Here is an 8,419-nt window from a genome sequence, read left to right as displayed (position 1 = left end):
GTCACCGAGTGCCTGGGCGGCGCGCAGGAGATCTCCGACGCCGACCTCGCCGGCCGCTACGAGACCGCGTGCGACCCGCGCCTGAACACCCAGCAGTCACTCGAGCTGGCGTTCCTGGTCGCGGAGATGCTCCGCTCCTGACGCACGATCCAACGGAAAGGGCCCCCGCCGCGGCGGGGGCCCTTTCTCGTGCTCATACCCCGAAGATGGTGATCTCGGTGCCCCTCGGGACCCGCTGGCCTGGCGGGATCGACTGGTTGAAGCACGTGCCGCGCTCGTTGAACTGCTTGTTCACCTTGAACCCGCGCTGTTCCAGCTCGCGTTCCGCGTCCCGCATCTTCCGGCCGGTCACGTTCGGCACCTCGACGTTGTCCGACCCGCTGGAGATGACCAGGCCGACCCGCCGCTCGCCGCCGGTGAGCACGGTGCCCGCCGCGGGCTCGGTGCGCACGACCCGGTCCTTCTCGACGACGTCCGATGCCTCCGTGCGCAGCTCGACCGCCTCCAGCCCGGCCCGCTGGAGCTCGGCGAACGCCTCGTCCTTGGTCTTGCCGGTCACGTTCGGCACCGGCTTGCGCGGCTGCGGGCCCTTGCTGATGATCAGCGTGACTGAACCGCCGACCGTCAGCTGCGTGCCCGGCCGCGGGTCGAGCCCGACGACCTTGCCCGTCGGCACGGTGTCGCTGAACGCGTTCTTCGCGTCGTCCTTCACGGCTTTGAGGCCGCTCTGCTCGATCTCCTTGATCGCGGCCTGCTCGTCGACGCCCGCGTTGACGAACGGCACGACGGGCTTGCCGCGCGACACGATCACCTTCACCGACTGGCCCTTGCGCAGCTCGGTGCCGTTGCCCGGCTCGGTGCGCAGCACGGTGCCGTTCGGCACCTCGTCGCTCGGCTCCTTGACGACCAGGGCCGTCAGCGAGGCGTTGCGCACCAGTGCGACGGCGTTCGTCTCGGTCTGCCCGCCGACCTCGGGCACGGCCGTCCAGCGCCCGCTGCCGAGCCACCACGAGAACAGCCCGACGATCAGCGCGAGCACGGCGACGACGCTCGTCCAGATGATGAAGCGGCGCTTGCTGCGCAGCCGCTCCTCCTCGACCGGGTCGACCTTCTTCGGACGCGGCTTGGGCTTGGGCTTGCGCGGCGGCTGCGGGCGGGACATCACGCTCGTCGCGGACGCGGGCTTCGGCACCGGAGTCGTCGCCTCAGCGGCTGACGGCGGCGTCGAGCCGACGGCGACGGCCACGGGCCGCATGATGACGGTGCGGTCCTCCTCGGGCGGCGTGCCGGGCACGGGGACGGGTTGCGGTGTGAGGCCGATCTCAGTGCCCACCCGCTCCAGCTCCTCCAGGAACGCGAACGCGTCCGGGGGACGCAGCGCCGCGTCCCGCCGGGTCGACTTGCGGACCAGGTTGTCGAGCGCCAGCGGGATGCCGGGAATGGACGGCACGTCCGAGTTCACGTGCTGGAAGGCAACCGAGATGGGGGTGTCACCGCGGTACGGCGCTTCACCCGTCAGCAACTCGTAGAGCAGGATTCCGGCCGAGTAGACGTCACTGCGCGCGTCCGAGACGCCGTGCTCCACCTGTTCGGGTGACAGATATGCCACCGTGCCGAGAATCGTGCTGTCGCTCGTCGCACCCGCGTCGGCGACCGCGCGGACGAGCCCGAAGTCGGCGACCTTGATCTGGCCGCCCTGCCCGATCAGCACGTTCTCCGGCTTCACGTCGCGGTGCACGAGTCCGGCGCGGTGCGCGGCGCCGAGCGCCGACAGCACGGGGCCCAGCACGCTCAGCGCGATCGCAGGGTCGAGCGACCCGCGCTGGTTCAGCAGGTCACGGAGGTTCCCGCCCTCGACGAGCTCCATCACCAGGTACACCTGGTCACCGTCGACACCCTGATCGTGCACAGCCACCACGGCCGGGTGATGCAGTTGTGCCGCCGCGCGCGCCTCGCGTTCGAACCTGGCGACGAACGACGGGTCCGACGACAACGTCGGATCCATCACCTTCACGGCGATCGCGCGGTCCAGTCGAGTGTCGCGACCTCGGTAAACGGTGGACATGCCACCGCGCGCGAGCACGGTGTCCACCCGGTACCGCTGGTCGAGCAGTCCACCCATCACGTTCGAAACCGACCTCTCCACAGTGCGAGATGGTAAAGGCGAGGATGACCCGGTTGGCGGAAGGGCGTTCCCAGTTCGGTTATGGCATCGTGACGTCCGTGAGTGCGATACCTGCCGCTGCAGATGTACTGGCCCCCGACCTGGAGGTTCTTTCCCTCCCGGAGGTGGCCGACCGATTGGGTCTCCCGGTCAACCGGGTCCACCAGCTGCTGCGCGACGGGCAACTGCTCGCCGAGCGGCGTGGTGGAGTTCTCGTCGTTCCCGAGCAGTTCCTCGCCGCCGGGGGCGTGGTGAAGGGTCTGCCCGGCACCATCACGGTGCTGAAGGACTCCGGCTTCTCCACTGGCGAGATCCTGCGCTGGCTGTTCACCGAGGATGACAGCCTCCCTGGCACTCCGATCGAAGCATTGCGCGGAGACCGTGGGCGCGAGGTAAAGCGACGGGCGCAAGCGCTGGCCTTCTAGTTTCACTCGTTGAGGCGGTTCTGGGCTTCTCCCCGAGCGGGAGACGCCCGGAACCCCTGAACTGTTGTCCATGATCACCAAGATTGTGCGCGTGTTCGTCGCCATCGCGGCGGCCTGCGGGCTGCTGCTCTCGCCTGCCACGGCGTCCGCCTCCTCCGCGGTCACGGGCAAGCCCACCACGCTCGAGCTCGACGCGGGCGGCCCTCAGATCAAGATCAAGAAGGGCAACAAGGTCCAGATCAAGGGCAAGCTCAACGCTGAAGGTGAGATGCGTGAGCTGACCCTCGGCCTCGACATCTTCGCCCAGGTCAAGGTCGGTGCCTCGGCCTGGACGGACCTGTACTACCGGTCCTGCAAGCCCAACTCGACCTTCAACATGAGGCTCGACCTGAGCGCGTCCGCCGACCTGCGGCTCTACTTCCCCGGCACCAGCGTCTACGCCTCGGCCACGTCGAACATCGTCGGCGTCGTCGTCATCTGACCCACCGCGCGAGCAGTGCCCGGCCGGCGCCGGGCACTGCCACGGCCAGCCTCCTGCCGCTCGGCACGGCCACCCGCCGCCACAGCACGTCACAGCTCACCAGCTCCAGGATGTCCCGGTAGACCGTGAACGCCGTCCGCATGCACGGACGTGACGCCGGCTCCAGCATCCCGATCCCCGGCTCCGCGTCGCGGTAGACGTCATGCGCGCATGCGACGAGATGCGCGAGCGCGCGCCTCACCCGCGCGTCCGGACGCCGCACGCGGCGGCACCACTCCAGCAGCTCCCGGTCGACGCCGAACGCGTCCAGCACGTCCTGCGGCAAGTAGACCCGGCCGCGGTCGAGGTCCTCGCCGACGTCGCGCAGGAAGTTCGTCAGCTGGAACGCGACGCCCAGCCGTGCCGCGTACGGCTCGGCCTCGGCGCGCGGCACGACGGTGCCGAGCACTGGCACCATCTGCAGCCCGATCACCTCGGCCGACCCGTGCATGTAGCGGCCCAGCTCGTCCATCGACGCGTACGACGTGACGTGCAGGTCCATCCGCATCGACGCGAGGAAGTCCGTGAACAGCTCCCTGGGCAGCTCGTAGCGCCGCATCGTGTCCGCGAGCGCCAGGAGCACCGCGTTCGACGGCTCCTTGTCGAGCAGGCGCTCCAGCCGGTCGAGTTCGCCTGCGCGGTCCTCGCGGCCTGCCTCGTCGACGATCTCGTCGGCCCAGCGTGCGAACGCGTACAGCGCGTGCACAGCGGGACGCTGGTCCGGGCGCAGCAGGGAGGTGGCGAGGAAGAACGTCCGGCCGTACCGGGCGTTGATCCGGCGACAGCTGGCGTACGCGGCGTCGAGGTTCATTCGTAGCGGCTGGACAGGCCGAACGGGTCCGGGCGCACGAGCGAGCGCGCGGCCACGATCGACACCGCCAGCGCGAAGGTCAGGAAGCCCCACGAGTAGAGCGCGGTGTCGCCGTTCGGGAACGTCACGAGCAGCAGGAACACCGACGCCAGCGAGATGACCACGAGGCCGCCGGTCGTCCACGCGAGGCCGGCGGCGAGCGCGAGCGGCCAGCTGAAGTACCAGGGCAGCGTCGCGGGGGAGAGCAGTGCGACGGCCAGCATCGTGATCGCCGCGCGGCGGATCGCCTCGGGACCGCCGTCCTTCGCGGCCCGCCACTGCTTCCACGCGATCCACAGCAGCAGGATCGAGCCCAGCGCCCGCGCGACACCGAGGAAGATGCCGCCGTCGACGCGCACGAACCAGTTCACGACCATGCGCACGAAGTCGCCGATCGCACTCGGGATCGACAGCCAGTTGATGATCATCGACGACGAGCGCAGCGCCGGGATCCAGCCGAGGCTGACGCCCGCGACCAGCGTGCACGCGACGAACACACCGACGAACACGACCGCACCGCCGCCGACGGCCTTCTTGAACCTCTTGCGCTGGTCGCCGTCGAGCCGTGCGGCCCACACCCAGACGAGGAACGGGATGACGACCACGGCGGTCGCCTTCACCGAGAACGCCAGCGCCACCAGCGCGAAGCCCAGCACGTGCCTGCGGTCCAGCACGAGCAGCACGCCCGCGGCCATCAGGCCGACCATGAGCATGTCGTTGTGCGCGCCGCCGATGAGGTGGATGAGGATCAGCGGGTTCGCCGCGGCCAGCCACAGCGCGACGTCCGCGCGCCCGCCGAGGTGCCGCGCGAGACCCGGCAGCGCCCAGCAGAGCAGCACCAGGCCGCCGGCCAGCACGAGGCGCATCGCGACGACTCCACCGACGACGCTGGCGTTCGTCGCCCAGACGACGGCCTTCGCGACCAGGATGAACAGCGGCCCGTACGGCGCGGGCGTGTGCTGCCACACCCAGCTGACGTTCTCGCTGAGCGTGCTCTGCAGCACCGCGGGGCCGATCGCGTACGGGTCGAACCCGGTGAGCGCCAGCTGGCCCTGCGCGAGGTAGCTGTAGATGTCCTTGCTGAACAGCGGCGGCGCGAAGAGCAGCGGCAACGTCCACGCCGCGATCGCGACCAGCACCGCGAACGTGCTCACCTGGCCCCAGCGGATGAGCCTGCCGAGCCGGATCCACGCCCAGATCACCAGGCCGAGGCCCAGGTACAAGATCATCGTGGCCAGGTCGTGGCCGTGGCCGTAGCGGATCCAGCTGAGCGTCGTGTCCGCGATCAGCGGGTCCCGTTTGAGCGTCGCGCCCGCTCCCGTTCCGCCGAGCGCGACCAGTGCGACGCCCAGCAGCCCGAGCATCGTCGTGCGGATCGGGATGGCGTACGCGTTCGCAGGCGCGAGAGGATGCTGCGCCTCCTGGGCGACCTCTGCGCTCGTGCGGGGAAGGGACGGAGTCGTTGCCATCTCGGGAACATCGTTGCACAAGGCGTTCGGGCGTCAGCAGGCAAGTGACAAGGAGTTAACGAAGGACTCGATCACCGGCCAGGTCGCGCCTGGATCGCGACGAGGTCGTCGCCGCGACGACCTCGTCGCGGCGAAGAGGACAGTGGTCTCTTAATCGTGTGGACGGCGCGCTCGACGACGTCGTCGAGCGCGAAGAGGACACTGGTCTCTTATTTGCTCGACCGATCGCGACGACTTCGTCGGCGTCGGGGTGTCAACGGCCCGTCGACGCAGAAGTCGCGACGACGACGTCGTCGTCAGGTCGTCAGTAGGAGCGCTTCGTCGAGGTGATGGCCAGCTCCGCCAGCCGCGTCGCGGCCGGCTCGGTCAGCGGAGTCGCCTCGAGCGCCTTCAGCGCCGAAGCGGTGAGCTCGTCGATCCGGGTCTCGACGGCGTCGACGGCGCCGACGGCGATGAGCTGGCGCCGCACCTCGGTCACCGTGGAATATCCGATATCCGGAGTGCCGAGTGCATCATGCAATATATCGGCGCCCAGCTCCATGCCGAGCGCGACGAGCAGCGTGCGCTTCCCCTCGGCGAGGTCGTCGCCTGCGGGCTTGCCGGTCACCGAGGGGTCGCCGAACACACCGAGGAGGTCGTCGCGCAGCTGGAACGCGACGCCGATGTCGGCGCCGAACGCCCGCAGCCCGGCGATCGTCTCCGGTGACCCGCCCGCCATGGCGGCGCCCATGTGCAGCGGGCGCTCGACGGTGTACGCGGCGGTCTTGAGCCGGTCGATGCGCACCGCGGCGTCGGGTGAGGCGTCACCGCGCGCCTGGGTCAGCACGTCGAGGTACTGCCCGGCGAGCATCTCGGTGCGCATGTCGCGCCACGGCTCGCTCATCCTGCGCAGCACGTCGGACGGCAGTCCGGCGGCGAAGAGCATGTCGTCGGCCCAGGCCAGCGCGATGTCGCCGATGAGCACGGCCGCGGCCATGCCGAACCGCTCCGAGCCGCCCAGCCAGCCCTGCTCACCGTGCTTCGCGGCGAAGGCGACGTGCACGGTCGGCTTGCCGCGGCGGACGGCGGAGGCGTCCATCAGGTCGTCGTGGATCAACGCGCACGCCTGGATCAGCTCCAGCGAGCTCACCGCCGTCAGCACCGCCTGCGCGAGCGGCCCGTCCGGGTCGCCACCCGCACCGCGCCAGCCCCACCACGCGTAGGTCGGCCGAATCCGCTTGCCACCGCCGAGTACGAAGTCGGACAGGGCGTCGACGGCGCTGGTGAAGCTCGCGTCCATGGCCTCCCCGGACGCGCGTCGGGTGGCGAGGTATTCGGTCAGTGCGTGTTCGACGTACTTGGGCAGCGATACGTCGAGTGGGTGGTGGGACACGCGCACTATCGTCACCCGAGCCGGGGGTGGACCGCCGACCGGGTAGCGGTGTTCCACCATGCGGACGATAGTCCCAGCAGCCGGGCGTGCCACTAGGCTTGTCGACATGACGTCGGTGGTGGAGCGGCTGCGCGGTGACGGTCTGAAGTTCTCGGTCGAGTTCCTGCCGCCCAGAGACGCTGCTGACGAGCTCGTCCTGTGGAAGGCCATCCGCGAGCTCGAGTCGTTCGACCCGGCTTTCGTCTCGATCACTTACGGGGCGGGCGGGTCGCGGCGTGACCGCACGATCCGCGCGACCGGCCGGGTCGCGCAGGAGACGACGCTGCTGCCGGTGGCGCACCTGACGGCCGTCGACCACTCCGTCGCCGAGCTGCGGAACGTGATCGGCTGGTACGCGGCGGTCGGCGTGCGCAACGTGCTCGCGCTGCGCGGCGACCCTCCCGGCGACCCGATGGGCGAGTGGGTCGCGCACCCCGAAGGACTGCAGTACGCCGAGGAGCTCGTGCGGCTCGTCCGCGAGCTCGGCGACTTCTCCGTCGGCGTCGCCGCGTTCCCCTACGGCCATCCGCGGTCGTCCGACCTCGACCAGGACGTCGAGTACCTGGTCCGCAAGCTGAACGCGGGCGCCGACTACGCGATCGCGCAGCTGTTCCACGAGCCGGAGCCGTTCCTGCGCATGCGGGACCGCGTCGCCGCGGCGGGCTGTCCCGCGGTGATCCTGCCGGGGATGATGCCGATGACGACGGTCCGGTCGCTGAACAAGATCGTCGAGTTGTCCGGCGCCCCGCTGCCCGACGACGTGCGCAAACGCCTGGAGCCCTACCTGGACGACCCGGCGGGTTTCCGCGCGACCGGCATTGACCTGGCGACCGAGATGTGCGCGCGGCTGCTCGACGAGGGCGTCTCGACGCTGCACTTCTACACGATGAACAGGTCGAAGGCGACGAAGGAAGTGCTCGGCAGGCTCGGCTTGGTTCCTGCCAGGGCATGACTTCACCCGACTTCATCGCAGCAACCCGCGAGTCCTACGACGCCCTGGCCGACGGCTACGCCGCGTGGGATCTGGACGGCAAGCCGTTCGACCGCGCCTTCCTCACCGCGTTCGCGGAGTTCGTCGGGTCAGGACCGGTCGCGGACGTCGGCTGCGGCACCGGCTGGCTGACCGACGTGCTGCACCGGATGGGACTGGATGCGTTCGGCGTCGACCTGTCGCCGGGCATGGTCGGCGTCGCGCGGCGGAACCATCCACACCTGCGGTTCGAGGTGGGGTCCATGCTGGCCATGGACGTTGCCGACAGTTCGCTCGGCGGGCTCGTCGCCGCCTTCTCGATCATCCACATCCCGTGGGAGCTGCGGCCCGAGCTGTTCGCCGAGTTCCACCGCGTGCTCGCGCCGGGTGGCCAGCTGATGCTGGTGTTCCAGGTCGGCGACGAACGGCGGCACCTCACCGAGGGATGGGGCAAGACTGTCGACCTGACCTGGTACCGGCAGCAGCCGGGTGACGTCGCCGACCTGCTGCGCGACGCCGGGTTGGCCGTGCGGGCCCGGTTCGTGCGGCAGCCCGGACCGGCGGAGAAGTGCCCGAACGGCTACGTCTTCGCCGCGAAACCCCGGTAAGC

9 protein-coding genes are annotated in these 8,419 nt (G+C 69.9%); 5 read left to right on the top strand and 4 right to left on the bottom strand.

The window, feature by feature from the left end:
• On the top strand, nt 1–141 hold a 141-nt coding region (locus tag FKR81_RS41290), incomplete at its 5' end, for a 3-deoxy-7-phosphoheptulonate synthase (protein ID WP_146360782.1).
• A gap of 52 nt (nt 142–193) precedes the next feature.
• Here the strand turns inward: FKR81_RS41290 and pknB are convergent.
• On the bottom strand, nt 194–2,146 hold the full coding sequence (pknB, locus tag FKR81_RS41285; RefSeq protein ID WP_235922214.1) for a Stk1 family PASTA domain-containing Ser/Thr kinase: 1,953 nt from the start codon (nt 2,144–2,146) through the stop codon (nt 194–196).
• A gap of 77 nt (nt 2,147–2,223) precedes the next feature.
• Between pknB and FKR81_RS41280 the strand changes: the two genes are divergently transcribed.
• Nucleotides 2,224–2,589, top strand: a complete 366-nt coding sequence (locus tag FKR81_RS41280) for an Rv2175c family DNA-binding protein (protein ID WP_222598584.1) — start codon at nt 2,224–2,226, stop codon at nt 2,587–2,589.
• Between the two features lie 70 nt (nt 2,590–2,659).
• Nucleotides 2,660–3,070, top strand: coding sequence for a hypothetical protein (locus FKR81_RS41275; protein ID WP_146360780.1), 411 nt, complete (start codon nt 2,660–2,662; stop codon nt 3,068–3,070).
• On the opposite strand, the gene FKR81_RS41270 is transcribed toward FKR81_RS41275, so the two are convergent.
• The 3 genes from FKR81_RS41270 to FKR81_RS41260 form a co-directional block, all read right to left on the bottom strand.
• Complete coding sequence (locus FKR81_RS41270; RefSeq protein WP_146360778.1) at nt 3,063–3,920, bottom strand: phytoene/squalene synthase family protein; 858 nt, start codon at nt 3,918–3,920, stop codon at nt 3,063–3,065. The genes FKR81_RS41275 and FKR81_RS41270 overlap by 8 nt on opposite strands.
• Entirely contained in the window at nt 3,917–5,428 is a 1,512-nt protein-coding gene (mptB, locus tag FKR81_RS41265; protein ID WP_146360776.1) for a polyprenol phosphomannose-dependent alpha 1,6 mannosyltransferase MptB, read from the bottom strand. The genes FKR81_RS41270 and mptB overlap by 4 nt, the downstream gene beginning before the upstream one ends.
• A 304-nt stretch (nt 5,429–5,732) precedes the next feature.
• Complete coding sequence (locus FKR81_RS41260) at nt 5,733–6,800, bottom strand: polyprenyl synthetase family protein (RefSeq protein WP_235922213.1); 1,068 nt, start codon at nt 6,798–6,800, stop codon at nt 5,733–5,735.
• A 106-nt stretch (nt 6,801–6,906) separates the two neighbouring features.
• Between FKR81_RS41260 and FKR81_RS41255 the strand changes: the two genes are divergently transcribed.
• On the top strand, nt 6,907–7,791 hold the full coding sequence (locus FKR81_RS41255) for a methylenetetrahydrofolate reductase (protein ID WP_146360772.1): 885 nt from the start codon (nt 6,907–6,909) through the stop codon (nt 7,789–7,791).
• Nucleotides 7,788–8,417: a class I SAM-dependent methyltransferase gene (locus FKR81_RS41250; protein WP_146360770.1), complete on the top strand. Its 630-nt coding sequence runs from the start codon at nt 7,788–7,790 to the stop codon at nt 8,415–8,417. The genes FKR81_RS41255 and FKR81_RS41250 overlap by 4 nt, the downstream gene beginning before the upstream one ends.
• The last annotated feature ends 2 nt before the right edge of the window (nt 8,418–8,419 follow it).

It is taken from the genome of Lentzea tibetensis, assembly GCF_007845675.1.
Taxonomy (GTDB): Bacteria; Actinomycetota; Actinomycetes; order Mycobacteriales; family Pseudonocardiaceae; genus Lentzea; species Lentzea tibetensis.
Note: the sequence above shows the minus strand (reverse complement) of the source record. Positions and strands in the feature narration are given on the sequence as shown.

What these genes read in the sequence shown, in the direction of transcription:
- FKR81_RS41250 (WP_146360770.1), top strand. Translation starts at nt 7,788, where the DNA reads ATGACTTCACCCGACTTCATCGCAGCAACCCGCGAGTCCTACGACGCC.
- FKR81_RS41255 (WP_146360772.1), top strand. Translation starts at nt 6,907, where the DNA reads ATGACGTCGGTGGTGGAGCGGCTGCGCGGTGACGGTCTGAAGTTCTCG.
- mptB (WP_146360776.1), bottom strand. Translation starts at nt 5,428, where the DNA reads ATGGCAACGACTCCGTCCCTTCCCCGCACGAGCGCAGAGGTCGCCCAG.
- FKR81_RS41270 (WP_146360778.1), bottom strand. Translation starts at nt 3,920, where the DNA reads ATGAACCTCGACGCCGCGTACGCCAGCTGTCGCCGGATCAACGCCCGG.
- FKR81_RS41275 (WP_146360780.1), top strand. Translation starts at nt 2,660, where the DNA reads ATGATCACCAAGATTGTGCGCGTGTTCGTCGCCATCGCGGCGGCCTGC.